Origin of the sequence: uncultured Thermomonas sp., assembly GCF_937872235.1 — a bacterium.
GTDB lineage: Bacteria > Pseudomonadota > Gammaproteobacteria > Xanthomonadales > Xanthomonadaceae > Thermomonas > Thermomonas beijingensis.
The window spans coordinates 1-22,547 of the sequence record NZ_CALMPC010000103.1 but is presented as its reverse complement, the minus strand read 5'-3'; the positions used below and the strand labels follow the sequence as shown (position 1 = coordinate 22,547).

At 62.3% G+C, this 22,547-nt stretch carries 21 protein-coding genes and 1 tRNA gene; 13 read left to right on the top strand and 9 right to left on the bottom strand.

Going from position 1 to position 22,547, the window contains the following annotated elements; all coding sequences use genetic code 11:
- Positions 1-32 precede the first annotated feature (32 nt).
- The 8 genes from murB to thrA all read right to left on the bottom strand — a co-directional run bounded on the left by murB (position 33) and on the right by thrA (position 8,978).
- Positions 33-1,088, bottom strand: coding sequence for a UDP-N-acetylmuramate dehydrogenase (murB, locus tag QWB57_RS09345; protein ID WP_288969272.1), 1,056 nt, complete (start codon positions 1,086-1,088; stop codon positions 33-35).
- Positions 1,085-2,140, bottom strand: coding sequence for a quinone-dependent dihydroorotate dehydrogenase (locus tag QWB57_RS09340; protein ID WP_223627283.1), 1,056 nt, complete (start codon positions 2,138-2,140; stop codon positions 1,085-1,087). Before QWB57_RS09340 ends, murB begins: the two co-directional genes overlap by 4 nt.
- Positions 2,141-2,143: 3 nt before the next feature.
- Positions 2,144-2,437 (bottom strand): DUF4190 domain-containing protein, encoded by a 294-nt coding sequence (locus tag QWB57_RS09335; RefSeq protein WP_288969270.1) that lies wholly within the window; start codon positions 2,435-2,437, stop codon positions 2,144-2,146.
- A gap of 80 nt (positions 2,438-2,517) precedes the next feature.
- Positions 2,518-4,050 carry an aldehyde dehydrogenase family protein gene (locus QWB57_RS09330; protein WP_223627287.1) on the bottom strand — a complete coding sequence of 511 codons (1,533 nt, stop codon included), beginning with the start codon at positions 4,048-4,050 and terminating at the stop codon, positions 2,518-2,520.
- A 31-nt stretch (positions 4,051-4,081) separates the two neighbouring features.
- Positions 4,082-4,158: transfer RNA gene (locus tag QWB57_RS09325), tRNA-Arg, on the bottom strand.
- Positions 4,159-4,255: 97 nt separating this feature from the next.
- Positions 4,256-5,548, bottom strand: a complete 1,293-nt coding sequence (gene thrC, locus QWB57_RS09320; RefSeq protein ID WP_223627289.1) for a threonine synthase — start codon at positions 5,546-5,548, stop codon at positions 4,256-4,258.
- Complete coding sequence (locus QWB57_RS09315; RefSeq protein ID WP_223627292.1) at positions 5,545-6,477, bottom strand: homoserine kinase; 933 nt, start codon at positions 6,475-6,477, stop codon at positions 5,545-5,547. Before QWB57_RS09315 ends, thrC begins: the two co-directional genes overlap by 4 nt.
- Positions 6,474-8,978: a bifunctional aspartate kinase/homoserine dehydrogenase I gene (gene thrA, locus QWB57_RS09310; RefSeq protein ID WP_288969268.1), complete on the bottom strand. Its 2,505-nt coding sequence runs from the start codon at positions 8,976-8,978 to the stop codon at positions 6,474-6,476. The genes QWB57_RS09315 and thrA overlap by 4 nt, the downstream gene beginning before the upstream one ends.
- 499 nt (positions 8,979-9,477) lie before the next feature.
- Here thrA and ndk point away from each other — a divergent pair, with 499 nt between their 5' ends.
- The 10 genes from ndk (at position 9,478) to QWB57_RS09260 (ending at position 18,965) form a co-directional block, all read left to right on the top strand.
- Entirely contained in the window at positions 9,478-9,903 is a 426-nt protein-coding gene (ndk, locus tag QWB57_RS09305; protein ID WP_223627296.1) for a nucleoside-diphosphate kinase, read from the top strand.
- A gap of 9 nt (positions 9,904-9,912) precedes the next feature.
- Positions 9,913-11,130: a 23S rRNA (adenine(2503)-C(2))-methyltransferase RlmN gene (gene rlmN, locus QWB57_RS09300; protein WP_223627298.1), complete on the top strand. Its 1,218-nt coding sequence runs from the start codon at positions 9,913-9,915 to the stop codon at positions 11,128-11,130.
- Positions 11,130-11,939, top strand: coding sequence for a tetratricopeptide repeat protein (locus QWB57_RS09295; protein WP_223627301.1), 810 nt, complete (start codon positions 11,130-11,132; stop codon positions 11,937-11,939). The genes rlmN and QWB57_RS09295 overlap by 1 nt, the downstream gene beginning before the upstream one ends.
- Positions 11,936-12,760, top strand: coding sequence for a RodZ domain-containing protein (locus QWB57_RS09290; protein WP_223627303.1), 825 nt, complete (start codon positions 11,936-11,938; stop codon positions 12,758-12,760). The genes QWB57_RS09295 and QWB57_RS09290 overlap by 4 nt, the downstream gene beginning before the upstream one ends.
- Before the next feature lie 81 nt (positions 12,761-12,841).
- The gene (locus QWB57_RS09285) at positions 12,842-13,486 is read left to right on the top strand and encodes a tetratricopeptide repeat protein (protein WP_223627305.1); all 645 of its coding nucleotides are present in this window, start codon (positions 12,842-12,844) and stop codon (positions 13,484-13,486) included.
- A complete protein-coding gene (gene bamB / locus QWB57_RS09280) occupies positions 13,486-14,667 on the top strand; it encodes an outer membrane protein assembly factor BamB (RefSeq protein WP_223627307.1) in 1,182 nt (393 codons plus the stop codon). The genes QWB57_RS09285 and bamB overlap by 1 nt, the downstream gene beginning before the upstream one ends.
- Positions 14,668-14,781: 114 nt before the next feature.
- Complete coding sequence (der, locus tag QWB57_RS09275; protein WP_223627309.1) at positions 14,782-16,182, top strand: ribosome biogenesis GTPase Der; 1,401 nt, start codon at positions 14,782-14,784, stop codon at positions 16,180-16,182.
- A complete protein-coding gene (locus QWB57_RS09270; protein WP_288969265.1) occupies positions 16,182-16,778 on the top strand; it encodes a molybdenum cofactor guanylyltransferase in 597 nt (198 codons plus the stop codon). The genes der and QWB57_RS09270 overlap by 1 nt, the downstream gene beginning before the upstream one ends.
- 7 nt (positions 16,779-16,785) lie before the next feature.
- Positions 16,786-17,925, top strand: coding sequence for a molybdopterin-synthase adenylyltransferase MoeB (gene moeB / locus QWB57_RS09265; RefSeq protein WP_288969263.1), 1,140 nt, complete (start codon positions 16,786-16,788; stop codon positions 17,923-17,925).
- Complete coding sequence (locus tag QWB57_RS09260; protein WP_288969261.1) at positions 17,925-18,965, top strand: DUF2272 domain-containing protein; 1,041 nt, start codon at positions 17,925-17,927, stop codon at positions 18,963-18,965. Before moeB ends, QWB57_RS09260 begins: the two co-directional genes overlap by 1 nt.
- Before the next feature lie 7 nt (positions 18,966-18,972).
- On the opposite strand, the gene QWB57_RS09255 is transcribed toward QWB57_RS09260, so the two are convergent.
- The gene (locus QWB57_RS09255) at positions 18,973-19,179 is read right to left on the bottom strand and encodes a hypothetical protein (RefSeq protein WP_223627318.1); all 207 of its coding nucleotides are present in this window, start codon (positions 19,177-19,179) and stop codon (positions 18,973-18,975) included.
- Between the two features lie 196 nt (positions 19,180-19,375).
- On the opposite strand from QWB57_RS09255, the gene folD reads away from it, so the two are divergent.
- From folD to guaA, 3 genes are all read left to right on the top strand, one after another.
- The gene (gene folD / locus QWB57_RS09250; protein ID WP_223627320.1) at positions 19,376-20,242 is read left to right on the top strand and encodes a bifunctional methylenetetrahydrofolate dehydrogenase/methenyltetrahydrofolate cyclohydrolase FolD; all 867 of its coding nucleotides are present in this window, start codon (positions 19,376-19,378) and stop codon (positions 20,240-20,242) included.
- Between the two features lie 45 nt (positions 20,243-20,287).
- Positions 20,288-21,748 (top strand): IMP dehydrogenase, encoded by a 1,461-nt coding sequence (guaB, locus tag QWB57_RS09245; protein ID WP_223627322.1) that lies wholly within the window; start codon positions 20,288-20,290, stop codon positions 21,746-21,748.
- A 2-nt stretch (positions 21,749-21,750) separates the two neighbouring features.
- On the top strand, positions 21,751-22,547 hold a 797-nt coding region (gene guaA / locus QWB57_RS09240), incomplete at its 3' end, for a glutamine-hydrolyzing GMP synthase (protein ID WP_288969259.1).

The following is a 22,547-nucleotide window of genomic DNA, read 5'->3' as shown; positions in this document are numbered from 1 at the left end:
TGCGGCGCGTGCGTGGGGGTTGCCGGCGGCTTTCACCACGCAGCCCCCACGATGCGCGGTTCGGGTTCAATCATCACGCCAAAACGTGCATGCACTGCGTCGGCGATACGGCGGGCCAGTGCAAGCAGTTGCAACCCGGTGGCATGGCCGTGGTTGACCAAGATCAGGGCGTGTTCGCTGGAGACCCCGGCGTCACCATCGCGATGGCCTTTGAAGCCGCACTGGTCAATCAGCCATGCAGCGGACAATTTGCGGGTGTGCTCGCTGCTGCCATGAAAGCACGGCATGCCCGGATGCTCTGCCAGCAAGCTTTCAGCCTGCGCACGGGCAATGATCGGGTTTTTGAAGAAACTGCCGGCATTGCCCAGCAGCGCCGGATCCGGCAGTTTGCGGCGACGAATGCGCATGACCGCTTCGGCCACTTGCGACGCACGCGGGGTGTTGTGCACGCCCATCGCGGTGAGTTCTTCGCCGATGCCGGCATAACCGAGGTGGGCAACAAAATTGCGCGGTAGCGTGAATTCGACGGCGGTCACCAGGTAGCGGTCCGGCTGTTGCTTGAACAGCGAGTCGCGATAGGCAAACGCGCAGTCGGTGGCGGCAAGCCGCAGCCAGGCATTGTGCTGGCGATCAAACGCCTCCACCACGTGGATGCATTCGCGCACTTCCACGCCATACGCGCCAATGTTTTGAATCGGCGCGGCGCCCACGGTGCCGGGAATCAGCGCCAGATTCTCCAAGCCCGACAGGCCATGACCCAAGGTCCACAACACGAAGTCATGCCACACCACCCCGGCATCGGCGCGTACATGGGTGGTGTTGCCGTCATCGTCCAGCACGCGAATCCCGTGCGTGGCCAGCGCCAACACCGCCGCCGGCGGGTCACCGGCAAACAGCAGGTTGCTGCCCCCTCCCAGCAGCAACAGGTTGGGGTCGCGCAGCATCGCGTAGCCAAACAATTCCGGTAGCGCGCTGGTATCGGTCACTTCGACCAACAGCTCTGCAGTTGCGCGCACGCCAAACGTGTTGCGCGCATCCAGTCTTGCGTGTTCGGTGATGCGCGCCCCGTTGCCCAGCGATAGGCTCATTCGGGCGGAAGATGGCCGCGGCTGGGGGCTTCCTTGCGCCGACGCAGGGCTTCCACGCATTCGCCGATCAGCGCCGGGCCGCGATACACCAGACCCGTATAGGTTTGCACCAACAGTGCACCGGCAGCCTGCTTGGTAGCGGCGTCAGCGCCATGCAAAATGCCACCCACGCCGATCAGTGGAATGGCATCCGGCAAGCGCGTGCGCAGCATGCGCAGCACGGTGGTGGCTTGGCTCATCAAGGGGGCACCGGACAGGCCACCACTCTGGTTAGCGAAAGGTGCCCCCACCACGCCTTCGCGCGACACCGTGGTGTTGGTGGCGATCACGCCATCCACTTGCAAGTCGCCCAGCACGCGTGCGGCTGCATCGATGTCGCTTTCGGAAAGATCCGGTGCGATCTTCACCAATAGCGGAACCCGCTTGCCATGTTTGGCGGCCAGCTTTTCCTGTTCGTCACGCAACACGCTGACCAGTTTGCGCAGGGTTTGTTCTTCCTGCAGCTCGCGCAGACCCGCCGTATTGGGTGATGAAATATTCACCGCCACATAGTCTGCCAATGCATACACCTTGCGCAGGCACAACACATAATCAGCAGCAGCATCGGCGTTAGGTGTGTCCTTGTTTTTGCCGATATTGATACCCAGCAAACCGGTTTTGCGTTTGGCGCGCTCGACATTGCGCACCAGTACATCCACGCCGTCATTGTTGAAGCCCATGCGGTTGATCACCGCTTCGTGCTGGGGCAGGCGGAACATGCGCGGTTTGGGGTTGCCTGCTTGCGGCAGTGGCGTGACCGTACCTACTTCCACAAAGCCAAACCCCAAGGCCAACAAGGCATCAATATGCGCGCCGTTCTTGTCCATCCCGGCGGCAAGACCCACCGGGTTGGGAAAGGTCAGGCCCAATACCTTGACCGGCATCGGCCGTGGCGGTTTGGCCAATAACGAGCGCATGCCGCAGCGGTAGGCAGCTTCCAGGGACAACAGGCCCATGCCGTGCGCGCGCTCGGCATCAACCCCAAACAGGAATGGGCGGGCGAGTGAGTACAAGTGTCAGTGTCCTGCACCTGCAAATGCCAATACCGCGGCAAGCCCACCAAAGAACAGGATGACTGCGATGATCGCAAGCACCGAGAACACGATCACCAGATACCCCATCACCAAGCCGGCAACGGCCAAGCCGTCGCCTTCCTGGGTGGCAGGGGAGCGCCGGATTTCGCTGCGCGCCATGTGCCCGCAGATGATCGCGATGATGCTGCCAAGGAACGGCAGCAAGGTCCAGCCCAGGATACCGCAGACAAGACTGACCACGGCGAGAGAATTGGTCTGGCGGGCAGGTACGTTCATGGCTGTCCTTTGCAGAGTGTTACTTTGCGGCTGATCGATACGTATCGCTAGTGTGCGAACACGCACGGTGCAGATCAAGATTACAAGTCGAATTTGATGCCCTGCGCCAGCGGCAGCGCGTCGGAATAATTGATTGTATTGGTCTGCCGACGCATATAGGCGCGCCAAGCGTCGGAACCCGATTCACGGCCGCCGCCGGTTTCTTTTTCGCCCCCAAATGCGCCACCGATTTCCGCGCCACTGGTGCCGATGTTGACGTTGGCAATGCCGCAATCGCTACCGGCCGCACTGAGGAAAGCTTCGGCGTGCTTGAGGTTGGTGGTGAAGATGGAGGACGACAGGCCTTGCGGCACGGCGTTCTGCATCTCGATCGCCTCGTCCAGGTCCTTGTACTGCATGACGTACAGGATCGGCGCAAAAGTTTCGTGCTGGACGATTTCAGCTTCGTTGGTCAGGCCCGTCACGATCGCCGGCAACACGAAATTGCCAGGGCGGTCGATGGCGGTGCCGCCGGTTTCCACCTTGCCACCGGCGGCCTTGGCTTTGGCGATGGCATCCAGATACGCGTTCACGCCATCACGGCTATTCAGTGGGCCCATCAGGTTGGCCGGGTCGGTGGGGTCGCCGATTTTGCCTTCTACTTGCTTGTAAGCGGTGATCAGCTTGGCCAGCACTTCGTCGTACATCGACGCATGCACGATCAGGCGGCGGGTGGTGGTGCAACGCTGGCCGGCGGTACCCACCGCGCCGAACACGATGGCGGGGATGGCCAGTTTCAGGTCGGCGGTTTCATCGACGATGATCGCATTGTTGCCGCCCAACTCCAGCAGGCTGCGGCCCATGCGGCGCGCCACGTTTTCGCCCACCATGCGGCCCACCTTGGTGCTGCCGGTGAAGCTGATCAGCGGGATGCGCCTGTCATCCACGAACTGCTGCGCCAGCTCGCTGCCGGCATCGTTGAACAGGAAGAAGATGTCCGGGAAGCCGCCGGCACGCAGCGCCTCGTTGCAGATCTTCATCGACGCGATCGCCGACAGCGGGGTCTTGGGCGAGGGCTTCCACACCGTGATGTCGCCGCAGATCGCGGCAATGAAACTGTTCCAGGCCCACACTGCGACCGGGAAGTTGAAGGCCGAGATCACGCCGACAATACCCAGCGGGTGCCATTGTTCATACATGCGATGGCCAGGGCGTTCGCTGTGCATGGTCAGGCCGTACAGCTGGCGCGACAGACCCACGGCGAACTCGCCGATGTCGATCATTTCCTGCACTTCGCCGTCGCCTTCCGGCTTGGACTTGCCCATCTCCAGGGCCACCAGCGACCCCAGCGCGTCCTTGTGCGTGCGCAGCGCATCGGCGCACAGGCGGATCGCTTCACCACGACGCGGCGCGGGCGTGGTGCGCCAGATTTTGAATGCCGCCTGCGCACGCGCAATGATCAATTCGTAATCGGCCTGCGAGGATGCATGCACATGGCCCAGCACTTCGCCGGTGGTTGGGTTGACCGGCTCCAGCACGCCGGCATCGCAGGTCTTGGACCATTCGCCATTGCCAAGATAAGTGCCGGATTCAGTGGCGGAAAGCCCAAGGGCGGTGAGGACGGGGTGGGACATGGCGAGCCTCCAGCGGTGCGAATGATGGTGATGGTGACCCCGGCCCGATTCGAACGGGCGACCTTCCCCTTAGGAGGGGGACGCTCTATCCAGCTGAGCTACGGGGCCAAGACTGATTATTATCGCAGCACGCGGCAGGTTCGGACAATCCGCCGGAAGAAGTTTCGAAATGACCAGTCACTGTTTGCAAATCAACCTGATAACTTCACCAGTTTTGCAGCCTGCCCTGCAGTGCGGCGGCGTCATTCGCTAAGCGCTCTGCACCACTTGGCCGCGCCAACATCGCCGCCAGCGCAGGCGGTGCAGCAATCGTGTGCTGCACCAACGGTTCCACCACTTCCGGAAACTTGGCCGGGTGAGCGGTGGCCACGATAGCCCAGTCACCGGGTTCGCCACGTGCGCGCAAGCGGTCCAGTACGTCGGCGGCACAGGCGGTGTGCGGGCAGACCACGTGTCCGCGTTCATCACGGGTGCGAACGATGGCGGCGCGGATCTGTGCATCGCTGACCGCTTCGGCGCGCAGGGTATGGCGCAGGGTTTCGGTATCCGGATACAGGTATTGCAGCCGCTCGAAATTGCTGGGCGCGCCCACGTCCATCGCATTGGCCAAGGTGGCAACGCTGGGTTTGGGGTGGTAGTCGCCGCCGGCAAAAAAGTCCGGTAGCACGGTATTGGCATTGCTGGCCAGCACCAGCTGGCCAATCGGCAGGCCCATGCGCTTGGCCAGCAGGCACGCCAGCGCGTTGCCCAGATTGCCGGTGGGGATCACGAAGTTCAGCACATTGCCGGTGGCGCGCTGATGGCTGAGTGCGGCATGTGCGTAGTACGCGGCCTGCGGCAACAACCGCCCGAGACTGATACTGTTGGCCGAACCCAGTGGCAGCTGCGCACGAAAGGCGGCATCGGTCAGCAGGGTTTTGGCCAGTGCCTGGCAATCATCAAAACTGCCATCGACCTTGAAGGCGCGCACGTTGTCGCCAAAGCAGCCCAGTTGATGTGCTTGGCGTGGTGATACGCGGCCATCGGGGTACAAGATGGCGACGCGAAACCCCGGGCGATTGTGGAAAGCGGCCGCCACCGCCGCGCCGGTATCGCCCGAAGTGGCAACGACTATGGTCAATGGCTTGTCGCCTTGTGGCAGCGCTGACAAACACCCGGCAAGAAAGCCGGCGGCGTAATCCTTGAACGCGGCGGTGGGGCCGTGGAACAGCTCCAGCAGATAATCGTTGGGCGCGCCGAAGCGCACCAGGGGTGGGTCGATGGCCAGCGCAGTGCTGCAGATGGCTGGCAGCGCGGGCGCGATCACTTCATCGGCAAAAAATGGTTGCAGCAGGCGCAAGGCCACGTCAGGCAAGCTGTGGGCGCCGGCAAAGTCTTCGCCAGACAATGCCGGCCAGCTGGCTGGCATATACAGCCCGCCATCAGGGGCCAATCCTGCAGCGATGGCCTGTGACAGTGTGACAACGGGCGCTTGCCCACGGGTGCTGAGGGTGTTCATGGCAAAACCTTGGCGGCGGGGCAGGCAATGGGGGTCAGGACGATGTCACTGGCGAAACCGGCGTTGGCAAAGGCCGCCGACATGGCAGTGGCGGCACGCTCGGCGGTCGCTTTTGTTTCGCACCATGCAAATACGCTGGGGCCAGCACCGGAAATACTGCTGCCCATGGCCCCGGCCTCCAGTGCGGCGTGTTTGACTGCTGCAAAGCCCCCGATCAAGGGCGCACGGCGCGGTTCTACCAGCACATCGGAAAGTCCTGCGCGCACCAGCCCTGCATCGCCACGCTCACATCCCAGCAGTACCTGCGCAAGGTTGGCGCTTTGCATCACGAATTGATGCAGCGCATACGCGCCTTGCAGTGCTTCACGTGCACGCCGGGTTTCCAGCACGGCATGCGGATGCACCACCGCGGCGTGCCAAGTGGCGGGCACACTGATTCTGGTCAAGCGATCAGCGGTGGCCAGCACCAAGCCACCCAACAGCATCGGGCCGACGTTATCGCCATGTTTGCCGCCGCTGGCTACGGCTTCGCCAGCCAATGCAAATGGGTACAGCGCTTCAGCTGCAAGCGGTGCATCCAGCAAGGCATTGGCGGCCACCAGTGCAGCCACGCACGAGGCCGCCGAGCCCCCCAAGCCGGAACCCAGTGGAATGCCTTTTTCAATTTCCAACGCAAACCCGAACGGCAAATCGAGCGCTTCACGCAGCGCCAGCAATGCGCCGCCTGCGGTATTGCGATGGGCTTCAAGCGGCAGGTCGGTGACGGTGCCGGTAATGGCGGTGATGCGTACAGTGGGGGCATCAATTTTGCGCACCGTTGCACTATCGCCCAGCCCGGCAATGGCATGGCCAAGGATGTCGAAGCCCACGCCCACATTGCCCACCGAACCGGGTGAAAATGCACGGGCTTGTTCGGGTGCGGCGCTCATAGCTTGGCCCCCAGCGCAGCGGCCAGCCGCAGCAGATCCGAGAACACACCGGCGGCGGTGACCTCTGGCCCGGCGCCCGGGCCTTGCACCACCAGCGGGTTGTCGCAGTAGCGGCGGGTGGTGAAGGACACGCAGTTGTCGGTCAGGCGCAGATGGGCAAAGGCGTGACTGGCGGGCAATTCGCGCAGTGCCACCGAAGCCTTGCCGTCTTGTTCGAGCTTGGCCACATAACGCAGCACGCAGGCTTTGCTGCGGGCTGCCTCCAGTGCGGCTTGCATGGGCGCATCCAATGCGGCCAAGCCATCCATGAAGGCATCGCGGTCGGCGCTGCGCAAACTTGCCGGCACCAGACTTTGTACTTCGACATCGGAGAGCGAAATGTGCATGCCGGACTCGCGCGCAAGGATCACCAATTTTCGCGCCACATCGGTGCCGGATAAATCGTCGCGCGGGTCGGGTTCGGTATAGCCCAGCGCGTGCGCTTCCAGCACCAGTTCCGAGAATGGTTTGCTGCCATCGTATTTGTTGAACAGCCACGCCAGCGTGCCGGAAAAAATGCCTTCGATGGAGAGCAAGTCATCGCCGGTGTCCAGCAAATCACGCAGCGTGGAAATCACCGGCAAGCCCGCACCCACGGTGGCTTCATAGCGAAAACGCGCGCCACTGTGTGCCTGCGCGCTGCGGATGGCTTGGTAGCGTTGCAGTGGTCCGGCACCGGCCTGCTTGTTGGGCGTGATGACGTGGATGCCGGCAGCCAGCCATTCGGGGTAGCGTGCAGCCACGCTGTCACTGGCGCTGCAATCGATCACCACGGCGTGTGGCAGATGGGTGTCCAGCAGATGCTTGGTGAGAAGGTCAAGACTGGCCTCCGACGGCGGCTGTTGCAGGCGGGTATGCCAATCCACGGCGTCGCCGTGTTCGCATAACCACAGGTTGGAACGCGAGGCCAGTGCGCGCAGGCGCAGGTCGATAGTGTGCTGCGTGCGCAGGCGCGGCAGTGCGGTTTGCAGTTGATCGAGCAGGGCGCTGCCCACCTTGCCGGGGCCGATGACCGCCAGCGCGATGGTCTGCGGCGACAACCAGAATGCGGCATGCACGGCGCGCAGCGCGCGCGCGGCATCAGCAGAGTCGATCGCCACTGAAATATTGCGTTCGGACGCGCCCTGCGCGATCGCTCGAATGTTGACCCGCGCCCGCGCCAAGGCATCGAACATGCGCGCCGCCACGCCTGGTGTGCCGGCCATGCCATCGCCCACCGCTGCCAGCACGCTGATCCCGGTTTGCAGCGTCACGCCCTGCACCTGCGCGCCGGCCAATTCGCGGGTAAATGCGTCTTGCAAGGCATCGCGGGCGGCATCGGCTTCGCGCTGATGCACCACGCAGCAGATGGAATGCTCGGAGCTGCCTTGCGAGATCATCACCACCGAAATATGCGCCGCATGCAGCGCGGCAAAGACGCGTTCGGCGGTGCCGGGCACACCGATCAGGCCGGCACCTTCCAGGCACACCAGGGCCAAGTCGCCGCCCAGGGTCAGGCCTTTGACCGGGCCGGCCGGGTTGCGGTCGCCAACCGCATCGATACGGGTACCGGCAAACTCCGGGCGGAAGGTGTTGCGCATCAGGATTGGCAGGCCGCGTGCAATCGCCGGGGTCATCGTTTGCGGATGGATGACTTTTGCGCCGAAATACGCCAACTCGCAGGCTTCGCGATAACTCATCGCGGTCAGTGGCACGGCCTCTGGCACCAGCCGTGGATCGGCCGAGAGCACACCATCCACATCGCTCCAAATATGCAGTTCGTCGGCCGCGAACAAGCTGGCGAAAATCGCGGCGGAATAGTCACTGCCATTGCGGCCCAGCGTCGTGGGCAGGCCGTGTTCATCGCGGGCCACAAAGCCGGTGATATTCACCCGCGCTTGCGGATGCTGCGTGCGCCACTCGGCCAGCTTGGCGGCACTTTGTTCCCAATCCACCACGGCACCCAGGTCGGTATGCCGCACCACCAGCACATCGCGTGCATCCAGCAGCGCGTAATCGCCGCCGCGTTCCACCAAATGCGCGTGCAGCAAGCTGGTCGAGAGCACTTCGCCCATGCCGTGGATACGTTCCAGCGCAGTGCGCCCCGGCTGTCGTAGCAGCGAGCTGGCTTGCAACAGTTCGGCCAGCTCGCCGCAAAGTGTGTTGATCCTGGCCACTGCCGCCGCTGGCCGTTGCAGCAGCGCGTGTGCGGTGTCGTTGTGGCGCTGATGCAGGGCTTCCAGTGCGGGTTTCCACTTGCTGCCCGAGGTGGCCGCTTCGCCCAGGGCCACCAGTGCATTGGTGGTGCCTTGCATCGCCGATGTAATCGCAATCTGCGTGCTGGCATCGTCGGCCAACAACAAGTCGGCCACATGCCGAATGCGCGCAGCATCGGCCAATGAGCTACCGCCGAATTTGTGCGCGCGGCAGCGCACGGTAGGTTTGGATGGCTCGGAATCGTCCGCTTGGGCAAGTGCGTGCATACAGGCTCCTGTGAGCCTCCGCGTCGCACCGCCGGGGATCGCGCCCCGCCGTTCGCTGCGGGGGCCGTGTCTTGGATGGGTTATCCAGGCATGACCAACCGCACCGGGCCCGTAGTACCGGTGCCGGTGGTAATGGTCGAAATCATGGTGATGTCGTGGGTCATGGCTCGACTCTGCTGCACTGCGGCATGGGTTGTCAAGCGGTGGTTGCGGACGGAACCGATGGCGTGATCCCATCGGGGCTTGCAGCAGGGCCGGTATGGGTGATGGGAACGGATTGACGACGCATACTGGGCAAGGTGAAGCCGTCTTGCAGGTCTTCGCTGATCGGCAGACGGCAACCGGCGGCATCGGCGACCGACAAAATCAATGTCCCGGGCTCGAAAATAAGCTAGAATCCGCACCAGCCATATCGGCCAAACCCGCGCCAGTACGCGGGTTTTTCTGTTATCCTCGGGTGCTCCGGCAAGGACGCCCTTTCATTTTTCCGGAGAGTCCCATGGCGCTGGAGCGCACCCTTTCGATCATCAAGCCCGATGCCGTTGCCAAGAACGTGATCGGCGAAATCTATTCCCGCTTCGAAAAAGCCGGCCTCAAGGTTGTGGCCGCCAAGATGAAGCACCTGTCCAAGCAAGAGGCCGAAGGCTTCTATGCCGTGCACCGCGAGCGCCCGTTCTTTGCCGCATTGGTCGAGTTCATGATCTCCGGCCCGGTGATGGTGCAGGTGCTGGAAGGCGAAGGCGCGATGCTGAAGAATCGCGAATTGATGGGTGCCACCAACCCGAAGGACGCAGCGCCAGGTACCATCCGCGCTGATTTTGCCGACAGCATCGACGCCAACGCGGTGCACGGTTCGGACTCGCTGGAAAATGCGGCAATCGAAATTGCCTATTTCTTCCCGGCCACCGACGTGTACGCACGCTGAGTTGCTGCCATGAGCCAAACGCGCAGCCCCGCTATCGATATCACCCTGCTGGGTGAGGGCGAGGTTGCGCTTGCCTCCGCGCCGGTGAATGCCGGCGCAGAGACAAGAACCAATATTTTCGACTTCGATCGCGCCCGTCTGGAGCGTTTTTTCGAAGAGGATCTGGGCGAAAAGAAGTTCCGCGCCCACCAGGTGATGAAGTGGATTCATCATCGCTATGCCACCGAATTTTCCGAAATGACCGACCTTGGCAAAGCGCTGCGCGCCAAGCTGGAAGCGCGCGCCGTGGTGCGCGCGCCGCAGGTCATCTTCGACAAGGCATCCACCGATGGCACCCATAAATGGCTGCTGGGCATGGATGCCAGAAACGCCATCGAAACCGTGTACATCCCCGACAAGGGGCGCGGCACCTTGTGCGTGTCCTCGCAGGTGGGGTGCGCGCTCAATTGCGGGTTCTGCTCCACTGCCACCCAGGGCTTCAACCGCAACCTGAGCACCGCCGAGATCATCGGCCAGGTCTGGGTGGCGGCGCGCCACTTGGGCAACGTGCCGCACCAGCAGCGCCGGCTCACCAACGTGGTGATGATGGGCATGGGCGAGCCGCTGGCCAATTTCGACAACGTGGTGCGTGCGATGAGCATCATGCGCGATGATCTTGGCTACGGCCTGGCCAACAAGCGCGTCACCTTGTCCACCGCGGGTCTGGTGCCGATGATCGACCGCTTGGCGGTCGAGAGTGATGTGTCACTGGCGGTTTCGCTGCATGCGCCGTTTGATGAACTGCGTACCCGGCTGATGCCGATCAACAAGAAATATCCGTTGGCCGAGTTGCTGGATGCCTGCGTACGCTATGCGCTGCGCAAGAAGGGCGAGTCGGTAACGTTTGAATACACCTTGATGAAGGATGTCAACGACCAGCCCGAGCACGCACGTGCGTTGATTGGCCTGCTGCGTGATTTCGATCGTCGGGTGCAGATGAAGGGCGCGGCCAAGATCAATCTGATCCCGTTCAACCCGTTCCCCGGTACCGGCTTCCAGCGCCCGGATGATCTGGCCATTCGCGGTTTCCAGAAGCTGCTCAACAACGCCGGCATGATTGCGCCGGTGCGACGCACCCGTGGCGATGATATTGATGCCGCCTGTGGCCAGCTCAAAGGCCAGGTGATGGACCGCACCCGGCGTTCGGCGGAGCATCGCAAGCGGCTGCATGCCGCAGGAGCGCATTGATGCGGCAAGTACTCATTGTGCTGATCGGGTTGGGGGCAGTTCTATTGGTCGGCTGCAATCAGTTGGAGCGGCTGACCATCGTTCGACCTAGCGCCCAAGCACGCGGTTACACCAGAATTTCCCCCACCTACGATGTCAGCGGCAAGAAGGCCGGGGCTAAAGAAGACCCTGCCATGCTGCTGGCGGTGGCCACCGACTTGTATCAGCGCGGCCAGTTGGACGGGGCCGAGGAAATGACTCGGCGGGCACTGAAGTCGCAACCCAATTCCGGGGATGCGCAAACATTACTGGGCGCGATTGCCGAGACGCGTGGCGATACCGCTGCTGCCGGCAAAGCCTACAAGGCGGCTGTGGATAGCGCACCGAACAATGGCCTGTATGCCAATAACTATGGCGGCTGGCTGTGTGCCAATGGACAGCCGGCGCAGTCGCTGGTGTGGTTTGATCGCGCCTTGGCCGACCCGGCCTATCCCACGCCGGCCGGCGCTATGGCCAATGCGGGCAGCTGTGCCAATCGAGCCGGTCAGCCGATTCAGGCAGAAGTGAAATGGCGCAGCGCGTTGGCGCTGGAGCCGCAAAATCTGACCGCCCTGTCAGGTCTGGCGGCGCTGACCTTTGCGCGAGGCAGTTATTTGGATGCACGCGCATTTGCCGAACGCTGGTTGGCGGTGAACCCGGAAGATGCAGCCGGTTTGCGCCTGGCAGCCAGCATCGAGCAAAAACTTGGCGACAACGAGGCCGCTTCGCGCTATCTTTCCCGTTTGCAGGCGACTCCCCCCGGTTCACCCTTGGTTCCGCGCGCGCAATGAGCTCACAGTTTGCCCCTGATTCCACCCATCAAGCACTTGCCGGCTGTGGCGCACGCTTGCGTGACGCACGGCTGGCGGCGGGTTTGAGTATTGATGATGTAGCCACGCGCCTGCGGATGCCGGCCCGTGTGGTGCAGTCACTTGAAGCAGAAGACTGGTCGCGGTTGGGAGCCCCTGTTTTTGTGCGTGGGCAAGTGCGCAGCTATTCGCGGCTGTTGGGCTTGACCACCGCACCGATGATGGCCGCGCTCAATATTGAGCCGGTGGAGCCCACCAGGCTGGTCAGCAGGACACATACACCGAAGGCGCAATGGTGGGCTGAACAGATTGGTCGCCGCTTGGTCTATATCGTGCTGACCCTGTCACTGGCCATTCCGGCATGGGTAGCCACTCGTCAGCACTTGAATGGCACGCCTGCCACCATCGCAGCGCTGGATACTCCTGTCATGCCCGTGGCACATGGCAAACCGGCCGTGCCTGCGGTACCTGCTGCGCCGCGTACCGTGGTGGCTTCAATGGCGCCAATGGGCGCTGCCGTACAGCCAGAACCCGCACCAAGCGCGGATATCGTGCTGCGTGCCACTGGTCAGTCCTGGCTGGAAGTGATCGCGCGCGATGGCAACGTGCTTGACAAGACAATGTTGGCCGATGGTGCTGAAAAGCGCTATCCCATGGATCAGGTACAACGTCTGACCATTGGTAATGCGGCAGTGGTACAGATGCAAGCAGGTGGCCGGCCCATGAACGTGATGGAGCACGCGCGCGCGAACGTGGCGCGGTTTGCGGTATCCTCCGACGGCTCGCTTGCCGCGCAAGATTGATTGTCGCGGTCGGCGCCACCCATTCCCGGTAATTCCGAATATTTCACGACGTCCCGACCTAGATGGCGGGCGAGAGGCAGCATGGCGATCGACGAACTGCTCAACGAACACGAACAGAGTGAACAAGTCCGTAATTGGCTTCGCGGCAATGCGGCTGGCCTGATTGGCGGGGTCGCACTTGGGCTGGCCGTGATTGCTGGCTGGAACTGGTGGCAGGGGCAACGCCTAGCCGCGGATATGGGTGTCAATACCCGCTACGCCAAGAGCGTATCGGCATTTGAAGACGGCAAAATCCCCGCCGACAACGGCAAGGCGGTGCTGGCGGAGTTGAACAAAAGCAACCCGACTCTAGGCACGCTGGCCGCATTGCAACTAGCCAAGGCACAGGTCGATGCTGGCAAGCGCGAGGATGCCATCGTTACCTTGCGCGGCCTGCGCAATGCCGATGGCGATTTGCGCCCGGTTGTACAGGTGCGTTTGGCGCATTTGCTGATTGATACCGGCAAGGCCAAGGATGCGTTGGCGCTGTTGGGCGATGAGCGCAATGCCGCCATGCTGGATGCGCGCGGGGATGCGCAATTCAGCTTGGGTGATTTCGCCAAGGCGCAGGATGACTATCGCAAGGCACTGGCGTTGGTCGATGTGGGTTCACCGCAGCATCATCTGATCACCATGAAATTGATTGAAGCCGGTGGCGTGCCACCGCATTCCGAGGATAAGCGCTGATGAAGTCGGGCAAGTTCCGTTCCCTGCAGCTGCTGGCCGTGGCGGTCATTTCAGTGGCCATGCTGGCCGGCTGCAGCAGCGTCAAAAACCTGTTTAGTGGCAAGAGTAAAGACAAGTCGGCTGAACCTGCCAAATTGACCGACATCACCCCATTGGTCACGGCCAGCCCGCTGTGGTCGGTGTCGGTGGGTAAGGGCGAGAAGGATCTCGGTATTGGCCAGCATCCGACCATCAATGGCGACCATGTGTATGCCGCTGCGGTCGATGGCGGCGTATCCGCCATTGATCTGACTACAGGCAAATCGCTATGGCATTACGATAGCAAGGCGCATCTGAGTGGCGGCCCGGGCGTTGGCAGTGGCTTGGTGGTGGTGGGTGGTTTGAAGGGTGAGGTCATCGCTCTGGATGAAGCCACCGGCCAGGAAAAATGGACAGCCAAAGTTAACAATGAAGTGTTGGTTGCACCAGCCATCGGTAGCGGCATGGTGTTTGTGCATTCCAACGATGGCCGTGTCACGGCCTTTGATGCCAGCAATGGCACCCGCCGTTGGTTCTACAGTGCAGATATTCCGGCGCTGACCGTGCGTGGTAGCGGTGGCATGACACTGGGCCCGAACATTCTGTTTGTCAGTGGCGACAATGGCACCCTGACCGCCCTCAACGCCAATGACGGCAATCTGATGTGGTCGACCGCAGTGGCCGAGCCCGACGGCCGCACCGAACTGGAACGCATGGCCGACGTGGACGGCGATCCGGTGTTGGAAGGCACCGTGCTGTATGCCAGTAGCTACAAAAACCATACCACCGCCATCGACGGCCCCAGTGGGCAAGTCTTGTGGGATAGCGAGCACGGCGGCGCGCGTGGCGTGGGTGTCAGCAATTCCGCAATTGTCACGACCGACAAGAACGGTAATGTAATCGGCCTCGATAAGAACACCGGCGGCAGTCTGTGGCAGCAAGCTGGCTTGCTCAATCGCAATGTCTCCGCACCCACCGTGCAGGGCGACTATGCGCTGGTCGGTGATTTTGAAGGCGTGGTGCATTGGCTGCGCCTCAGCGATGGCGCATTTGCCGCACGCAGCAAGGTGGGCGCGGCGGTCACCGGCAAGCCGGTGGTGGCAGGCGACATCGCCGTGGTGCAGAGCACCGACGGCAAGTTGACCGCGTTTTCGCTGAAATAATGCGTTTTTGCCAGCCCCCGGCTGGCACCCATGCGCGGCCCCGGCTACCCTGCCGGGGCCGCTGTTGTTTCAAACGTTCCACTGCGGCCTGCATTTTCGCCAAAGGTTGACACCATGCTTCCCCTCGTAGCCCTGGTTGGGCGCCCCAATGTCGGCAAGTCCACCCTGTTCAATGCGCTGACCCGCACCCGCGATGCGTTGGTGCACGACGAACCCGGCGTCACCCGCGACCGCAATTACGGCGTCTGTCGCTTGCTGGAAGGGCGGCCGTTTGTGCTGGTGGATACAGGCGGCATTGCCGGGGAAGATGAAGGGCTGGCCGGCGCCACGGCGCGGCAATCGCGTGCGGCGGCGGAAGAAGCGGATCTGATCTTGTTTGTGGTCGATGGTCGCGAAGGCGCATCGGCACTGGATGACGACATCCTGCGCTGGCTGCGCAAGCAATCCAAGCCGACCTTGCTGGTAGTCAACAAGTCCGATGGCATCGACTTGCAGACGGCGTTGGCGGAGTTTGCCCGCTATGGGTTTGGCGACGCCTTGCCGGTGTCGTCGGCGCAGCGTACCGGCATTGATGCGCTGCTGGCCAAAACCGCCGCTTTGCTGCCGGCAGAGGGCAGTACCGAAACACTTGATGATGATCCAAGCCGCGTTCGTATAGCCTTTGTTGGCCGCCCCAACGTGGGCAAATCCACCTTGGTCAACCGCATTCTGGGCGAAGAACGCATGATCGCCTCCGACGTGCCGGGCACCACCCGTGACTCGATCGCGGTGGATCTGGAGCGCGATGGCCGCAAGTACCGCTTGATCGACACGGCCGGCTTGCGTCGGCGCGGCAAAGTGGAAGAGGCGGTGGAAAAGTTCTCCGCGTTCAAGACCTTGCAGGCCATCGAACAGTGTCAGGTCGCGGTGCTGATGCTCGATGCCAGCGAGGGTGTGACCGATCAAGACGCTACCGTGCTGGGTGCGATACTGGATGCCGGACGCGCCTTGGTCATCGTGCTCAACAAATGGGACGGCCGCACCGATTACGAGCGCCAGCAAGCCGAAGCCTTGGCCGCCCGCAAACTCAGTTTCGTGGAATGGGCCGAACGCGTGCGCATCTCGGCCTTGCATGGCTCGGGCCTGCGCGAATTGTTCAAGTCCATCCACCGCGCACACGCCTCGGCCACGCATGTATTCAGTACCGCCGATGTCACCCGTGCGGTGGAAGCCGCCTACACCGCTTATCCGCCGCCGGTGGTGCGTGGGCACGTGGCCAAGCTGCGCTTTGCACATCCCGGTGGCGACACACCGCCCACCTTCGTGGTGCATGGCACCCGTTTGAAGACCCTCAGCGCCACCTATCAACGCTATTTGGAAAATTTCTTCCGCAAGCGCTTCAAATTGGTGGGCACGCCCATTCGCTTCATTTTCCGCGAAAACAACAATCCGTACGAAGGCAAGAAAAACGTATTGACCGATCGCCAGGTGGAAAAGAAGCGCCGCTTGATGCGGCATGTGAAGCGCGGCGGCTGATGCAAGCACCGGCCAGCCTCACCCTCGGCATTTTGGCGGGTGGCCAGGCCACCCGGCTGGGCGGGCGCGACAAGGCATGGCTTGTGCGTGATGGTGTTGCGCAGGTGGTGCGCTTGGCACGGCAGTTCGCGCCGTACTGCACCGAGGTCTTGGTCAGCGCCAATCGCAATTTGCCGCACTATGCCGAGTACGGCCTGCATGCACATGCCGACTGTGTTGCCGGAATCGGCCCCATTGGCGGATTGGAGGTACTGGCCAACGCCTGCACCAGCACGTGGCTGTTGACCGTATCGGTAGATGTGTTGCAACTGCCCGACACCCTGTTGCCTCGGCTTGCGCAGGCAGGCGGGGAGGGTGCGGTGAGCTGCGACGACGACGGCCTGCAGCCGTTGGTGGCGTTGTATCGTGTGGATGCGTTGCGCCCGGCACTGGCGGCGGCACTGGCGGTGCAGCAGCACTCAGTGCGGCAGATGCAAGCGGTGTTGGGGTTGCCTCACGTGCTGTTTTCCGGGGCGCACTTTGGCAACCTCAATACCCCCGAAGACCTGCACCAAGCCGGCTGCAGCGATGCCGACAGCGCGGCCCACAGAGGATAATCCGCCGATGGATAGCCACAGCATCCCCCCGCGTGAAGCGCGGCGCCGGCAACAAGCCGGTGCGTTGCTGATCGACGTGCGCACCGATCACGAGCGCACACTCGGCATGGCCGAAGGCGCGTTGGGTGTGGCGCGCGAAGCGCTATTGCGCGATCCGGCCGCGCATATCGCAGCACAAACCAGCGAAGTGCTGCTGCTTTGCCAAGCCGGCGTACGCTCTGCACAGTGCGCCCACGCGCTGGCGGCGCTGGGCTATCGCAATTTGTCCTCGGTGCAAGGTGGCACGCAAGCGTGGGCGGCGGCAGGGCTGCCGATGTGCAAGCCCGACATCGATGCGGATTTCGGCGAACGCTATTCGCGCCAGTTGCGTCTGCCTGAGGTGGGCTTGGCCGGCCAGAAAACGCTGGAAGCCGCACGCGTGTTGCTGGTGGGTGCCGGTGGACTGGGTTCGCCGGCTGCATTTTATTTGGCCGCCGCTGGTGTGGGCCACTTGCGGATTGCCGATGACGACGTGGTCGATCGTAGCAATTTGCAGCGCCAGATCCTGCATACCAATGCACGCATTGGCGAGCCGAAAGTGGCATCGGCAGCAGCCACCTTGTCGGCATTGAATCCGCGGACCTGCATCGAAGCCGTGGCTGAGCGGGTGAGTGCGGCCAATGTTGAACGCATGCTGGAGGGTGTCGATGTAGTGCTGGATGGCGGCGACAATTTTCCGGTGCGCTACCTGCTGAACGATGCCTGCGTGCAGTTGCGCAAGCCGCTGGTGTATGGCGCGGTGCATCGCTTCGAAGGTCAGCTCAGCGTGTTCGATGCTGGCCGCCAACGCGGCCTTGCACCGTGCTACCGCTGTTTGTTTCCAGAGCCACCGCCAGCAGAGGCGGCGCCCAATTGCGCCGAGGCCGGCGTGCTGGGCGTGCTGCCGGGCGTGATTGGCATCCTGCAAGCCACCGAAGTACTCAAACTGCTGCTGGGTCTCGGAGAATCTCTGGCCGGGCGCATCCTGCAATTTGATGCGCTGGGGATGCGGTTTCGCGAATTTATCGTGACCGCTGACCCGCAGTGTCCGGTTTGCGCGCCGGATCGCGCTTTCCTTGGGTATGTGGATGAAGCGGCCGTGTGTGCCGCCGGGGATGCAAGGGGATGATGGCCAAGGCATGGATGCATGCGCTGCTGGGTGCGTGCTTGTTGTTGGTGTCGGGCGGTGTGTTGGCGGCGGATCTTTGTCCGCAGTTGAGCCAACGCCAAGGGGATACCCAGGTGGCTACCCGCATTATTGCGATTGCTTGTGACGAATACTTGCGCTGGAACCGGCCGTTTATTGATAGCGATGGAAAACTGGCCAATCTGCCGGCATACGAGGCAGAGAGTAATGGGCTGAAGGATGGCGGCGCGCCGTGGCGGCGCGTCGCGTTCTACTGGCAATCCAGTGGCCTGTTGCAGGCAATGGCATTCAAAGCCGGGGCCAGCGATTGCACTTATGCCGCGATGAGTTTGAGCTACCAAGGCTTGGGGTGTCGCGGCTTCGTGATCGACAATCCGTGGTCGGCGGCATTCATCAGTTGGGTGATGCAGCGTGCCGGTGTGCCCGGGTTTCATGATTCGCCCAGTCACTTCGACTATGTGCGTGCCGCACGTAAAGATGCCGCCAGCCCGTATCGATTCGTCGCCCCCACCAGCGCCGAAGTACAAGCCGGAGACCTGCTTTGTTTTGTGCGCAGCAAGGCGCTCTATGGTTATGACGGGCTAGTCAAACGCATCGACGCGGGTGATGGCGGCTTGCCAATGCATTGCGACATCATTGTCGCCATCGACGCCGGCAAGGTGTATGCCATTGGCGGCAATGTTCAGCAGGCGGTGACGCTGCGCATTCTGCCCGTGGATGCCCAAGGCCGGTTGAGCGGGCTGTTGATGCGCAGCGCCGATGACAGTCCGTGTGCGCCCGACAGCGCGGCAAGTTGTAATTTCAACCGGCAGGATTGGGCGGTGTTGCTTGCCTTGAAATCGCAGGACGAACTGGCACGCATAGGGTCGGTGCTGCCGCCTGGCAGCCAGTACAACCCGCCAGTGCCGGAGACCTGTTGCGTCAATTGCGTACTGGGATCGGGCGTACCGCGTTGCCCAGCACCGGGCCAGCCGCTACTGAAGCCTGCAACTCCGGATGAGCCGTTGCCCGGCGGGGGGTGACGGGGCCTCAGCTTGCCGCAGGTGGCTTGCTGCTGCGCAATCGTGGCTTCGCGCGCGGGTCAATCTGCACGCCCATGATGGTATTGCAGTGGATGCAGCTGTAGCTCAGGCACCTCGCCTTGCTGGTGCCGTCGACCATGCCGACGATGTGTTCCACATTGACGTGCAATACGCGCTTGCCGCATTTCGGGCATTCGCCCTGAAGGATTGCCATGCTGCCCCTCGCCAGATGGTGTGGTGCCCGTGTCCTGATCAACGCCTATGAACCATGAAGCCGGCCAAACCAGAGAGGGTTGCGGTCAACTTCGTCAAGGCGAACATCCCTGTGCTGCATAACCTACACCCGTTCGCGTTCCGCGTCGCCTGCCAGCTAGGCGATAATAGCTGCTTCCTGCCCACCAGATTTCTGCATGACCGCCAAGATTCTCGATGGAAAGCGCATCGCCGACACCCTGCTGTTGACCCTGAAGGCGCAGGTGGATGCACGGCTGGCGGCTGGCAAAACACGGCCCGGTCTTGCGGTGGTATTGGTCGGCAGCGACCCGGCCAGTCAAAGCTATGTGCGCAATAAAAAGCGTGCGGCCGAAAAAGTGGGCATCCGTGCGTTCGATTACGACCTGCCGGCTGGCACCAGCGAGGCCCAGCTGCTGGCGCTGATCGATGAACTCAATGCCAATCCGGACGTACACGGCATCCTGATTCAGCTGCCACTGCCCGGTATCAGTGATGCCAGCGCATTGATCGAACGCATTCACCCAGACAAGGATGTGGACGGTTTCCACCCCGAGAATGTGGGCCATCTGGCGCTGCGCCAGTTTGGTTTGCGCCCGTGCACGCCACGCGGCATCACCACGCTATTGGCATGGACCGACAAGCCGGTGCGCGGCCAAAGCGCGACGATTGTGGGCGTGTCCAACCACGTGGGTCGGCCGATGGGGCAGGAATTGCTGATTGCCGGTTGCACCGTCACCAGCTGCCACAAATTCACCCCGATGGACGTGCTCAAACGCCATGTGGGTGAAGCCGACATTCTGGTGGTTGCCGCCGGCAAGCCGGGCTTGATTCCTGGTGAATGGGTCAAGCAAGGCGCGGTGGTGATTGATGTGGGCATCAACCGCCTAGAGGATGGCCGGCTGGTCGGCGATGTGGGCTTTGACGAAGCGGCCCAACGTGCCAGTTGGATTACCCCGGTGCCTGGCGGAGTGGGGCCGATGACCGTGGCCACGTTGATGCAAAACACGCTGGAAGCGGCGGAATTGGCGGACGGCAGTCTGTAAACGCGCTACAATGGCGCGCTTCCCCACTTCCTAATGGGTCTGCCGATGCTCCGCATCCTGGCTGAAGCACTGACGTACGACGACGTTTCCCTGGTTCCCGCGCATTCCACCATCCTGCCCAAGGATGTCTCTCTGGAAACGCGCCTGACCCGCAACCTGCGCATCCGCCTGCCACTGGCTTCTGCCGCGATGGATACCGTCAGCGAGGCGCGCCTTGCGGTGGCGATGGCACAGCTGGGTGGCATTTCGATCATCCACAAGAACATGACCGCGCAGGCGCAGGCACAGCAAGTGGCGTGGGTCAAGAATTTTGAGGCCGGTGTCATCCGCGACCCGTTCACGGTGGGGCCGGATGCGACCATTGGCGAGGTGCTCAAACTCACCCGCGCACGCAACATTTCCGGTGTGCCGGTGGTGGATGACTCTGGCCACTTGGTGGGCATCGTCACCGGTCGCGACATGCGCTTTGAGAAGAAGCTGGATGATCCGATCCGCCACATCATGACCAAGAAGGAAAAACTGGTCACGGTGAAGGAAGGTGCCAGCGACGACGAAGTGATGGGCCTACTGCACAAGCACCGCATTGAAAAAGTACTGGTGGTCAACGACGAGTTCGCATTGCGCGGGCTGATTACGGTCAAAGACATCCAGAAAAAATCCGACAATCCCAATGCCGCCTATGACCTCAGCGAACGCTTGCTGGTGGGCGCGGCGGTGGGCGTGGGCGGCGACACCGAGCAGCGTGTGGAAGCGTTGGTGGCGGCCGGGGTGGACGTGGTGGTGGTAGATACCGCGCACGGCCATTCGCAGGGCGTGATCGAGCGCGTGGCTTGGGTGAAGAAGACCTTCCCGAACGTGCAGGTGGTGGGCGGCAATATCGTCACCGGTGATGCCGCACTGGCGCTGATGGATGCCGGTGCCGATGCCGTCAAGGTCGGCGTTGGCCCCGGCTCGATCTGCACCACCCGCATCGTGGCCGGCGTGGGCGTGCCGCAAATCACTGCGATTGATATGGTGGCCAATGCGCTGCAGGACCGCATCCCATTGATTGCGGATGGTGGCATTCGCTATTCGGGCGATATCGGCAAGGCGTTGGTGGCCGGTGCCTCCACGGTGATGATTGGCGGCCTGTTTGCCGGCACCGAAGAAAGCCCGGGCGAGATCGAGTTGTTCCAAGGCCGCAGCTACAAGAGCTATCGCGGCATGGGCAGCTTGGGCGCGATGGAGAAGGGTTCGAAGGACCGCTATTTCCAGGATGCTGCCGATGCCGACAAATTGGTGCCGGAAGGCATCGAAGGGCGCGTCCCCGTGCGTGGCCCGCTGTCCGGCGTGGTGCATCAATTGATGGGCGGCCTACGCGCCACCATGGGCTATGTGGGCTGCGCCACGGTGGAAGACATGCGCACACAGCCGTCCTTCGTGAAGGTGACCGGCGCCGGCCAGCGCGAAAGCCACGTCCACGATGTGCAGATCACCAAAGAGCCGCCGAACTACCGGGCGTCCTGAGCATGACCAATATCCACACCGACAAACTTCTGATTCTCGATTTCGGCGCGCAGTACACCCAGCTGATCGCCCGTCGCATCCGCGAGTTCGGGGTGTATTGCGAAATCTGGGCGTGGGACCACGATCCCGCCGAAATCGCCGCGTTCGGCGCGAAGGGCATCATCTTGTCGGGCGGCCCGGAATCGACCACCGAGGTCGGTTGCCCAACCGCGCCGCAGCAAGTGTTCGACGCAAACGTGCCGATCCTCGGCATTTGCTACGGCATGCAAACGCTGGCCAAGCAGTTGGGTGGCGATACCGAAGCGGGCAATCAACGCGAATTCGGCCATGCCGCGCTGGACATCATCGGCAATGACGCGCTGTTGGCACCGGTGGCCACGACCGACGCACTGCGCAATGTGTGGATGAGTCACGGCGACCATGTCTCCAAAGCGCCGGCAGGATTCACCATCACCGCCAAGACCGACCGACTTGGTATTGCTGCCTTTGCCAATGATGCGAAGAAAATCTATGGCGTGCAGTTCCACCCGGAAGTGACGCACACCGCCGCCGGCGAGGCGCTGCTGCGCCGCTTTGCGGTGGATATCTGCGGCTGCCAAACCTTGTGGACGGCGGCCAATATCATCGACGATCAGATCGCCCGCGTGCGCGCGCAGGTGGGGTTCGATGAAGTGATTTTGGGCCTGTCCGGCGGCGTCGATTCTTCGGTGGTGGCCGCATTGCTGCACAAGGCGATTGGCGAGCAACTCACCTGCGTGTTCGTCGACACCGGTCTGCTGCGTTGGCAGGAGGGCGATGC

Coding starts and splice junctions, on each gene's coding strand:
- murB (WP_288969272.1), bottom strand. CDS start 1,088: ATGAGCCTATCGCTGGGCAACGGGGCGCGCATCACCGAACACGCAAGA.
- QWB57_RS09335 (WP_288969270.1), bottom strand. CDS start 2,437: ATGAACGTACCTGCCCGCCAGACCAATTCTCTCGCCGTGGTCAGTCTT.
- QWB57_RS09330 (WP_223627287.1), bottom strand. CDS start 4,050: ATGTCCCACCCCGTCCTCACCGCCCTTGGGCTTTCCGCCACTGAATCC.
- thrC (WP_223627289.1), bottom strand. CDS start 5,548: ATGAACACCCTCAGCACCCGTGGGCAAGCGCCCGTTGTCACACTGTCA.
- QWB57_RS09315 (WP_223627292.1), bottom strand. CDS start 6,477: ATGAGCGCCGCACCCGAACAAGCCCGTGCATTTTCACCCGGTTCGGTG.
- thrA (WP_288969268.1), bottom strand. CDS start 8,978: ATGCACGCACTTGCCCAAGCGGACGATTCCGAGCCATCCAAACCTACC.
- ndk (WP_223627296.1), top strand. CDS start 9,478: ATGGCGCTGGAGCGCACCCTTTCGATCATCAAGCCCGATGCCGTTGCC.
- rlmN (WP_223627298.1), top strand. CDS start 9,913: ATGAGCCAAACGCGCAGCCCCGCTATCGATATCACCCTGCTGGGTGAG.
- QWB57_RS09295 (WP_223627301.1), top strand. CDS start 11,130: ATGCGGCAAGTACTCATTGTGCTGATCGGGTTGGGGGCAGTTCTATTG.
- QWB57_RS09290 (WP_223627303.1), top strand. CDS start 11,936: ATGAGCTCACAGTTTGCCCCTGATTCCACCCATCAAGCACTTGCCGGC.
- QWB57_RS09285 (WP_223627305.1), top strand. CDS start 12,842: ATGGCGATCGACGAACTGCTCAACGAACACGAACAGAGTGAACAAGTC.
- bamB (WP_223627307.1), top strand. CDS start 13,486: ATGAAGTCGGGCAAGTTCCGTTCCCTGCAGCTGCTGGCCGTGGCGGTC.
- der (WP_223627309.1), top strand. CDS start 14,782: ATGCTTCCCCTCGTAGCCCTGGTTGGGCGCCCCAATGTCGGCAAGTCC.
- QWB57_RS09270 (WP_288969265.1), top strand. CDS start 16,182: ATGCAAGCACCGGCCAGCCTCACCCTCGGCATTTTGGCGGGTGGCCAG.
- moeB (WP_288969263.1), top strand. CDS start 16,786: ATGGATAGCCACAGCATCCCCCCGCGTGAAGCGCGGCGCCGGCAACAA.
- QWB57_RS09260 (WP_288969261.1), top strand. CDS start 17,925: ATGGCCAAGGCATGGATGCATGCGCTGCTGGGTGCGTGCTTGTTGTTG.
- QWB57_RS09255 (WP_223627318.1), bottom strand. CDS start 19,179: ATGGCAATCCTTCAGGGCGAATGCCCGAAATGCGGCAAGCGCGTATTG.
- folD (WP_223627320.1), top strand. CDS start 19,376: ATGACCGCCAAGATTCTCGATGGAAAGCGCATCGCCGACACCCTGCTG.
- guaB (WP_223627322.1), top strand. CDS start 20,288: ATGCTCCGCATCCTGGCTGAAGCACTGACGTACGACGACGTTTCCCTG.